Here is a 339-nt window from a genome sequence, read left to right on the forward strand (position 1 = left end):
GTAACTCGGTATCAATGAGCGAAAGCATGAGTAACTCAGTCTCAATGAGCGAAAGTATGAGTAACTCCGTTTCTATGAGCGAAAGCCTCAGCAACTCAGTCTCAATGAGCGAAAGCTTAAGTAACTCCGTATCGATGAGCGAAAGCTTAAGCAACTCCGTCTCGATGAGTGAAAGCTTATCTAACTCCGTTTCAATGAGTGAGAGCATGAGTAACTCGGTATCAATGAGCGAAAGCTTGAGCAACTCCGTCTCGATGAGTGAAAGCTTATCTAACTCCGTTTCAATGAGTGAGAGCATGAGTAACTCGGTATCGATGAGCGAAAGCTTAAGCAACTCGG

The 339-nt window shown here is 44.5% G+C and carries 1 pseudogene; it reads right to left on the reverse strand.

Annotated elements, in window-relative coordinates:
• Positions 1-339: pseudogene (locus LMC10_RS01070) on the reverse strand (hypothetical protein); the annotation flags it as partial.

It is taken from the genome of Limosilactobacillus reuteri subsp. simiae (assembly GCF_020784875.1).
In the GTDB taxonomy this organism is placed as follows: Bacteria; Bacillota; Bacilli; order Lactobacillales; family Lactobacillaceae; genus Limosilactobacillus; species Limosilactobacillus reuteri_H.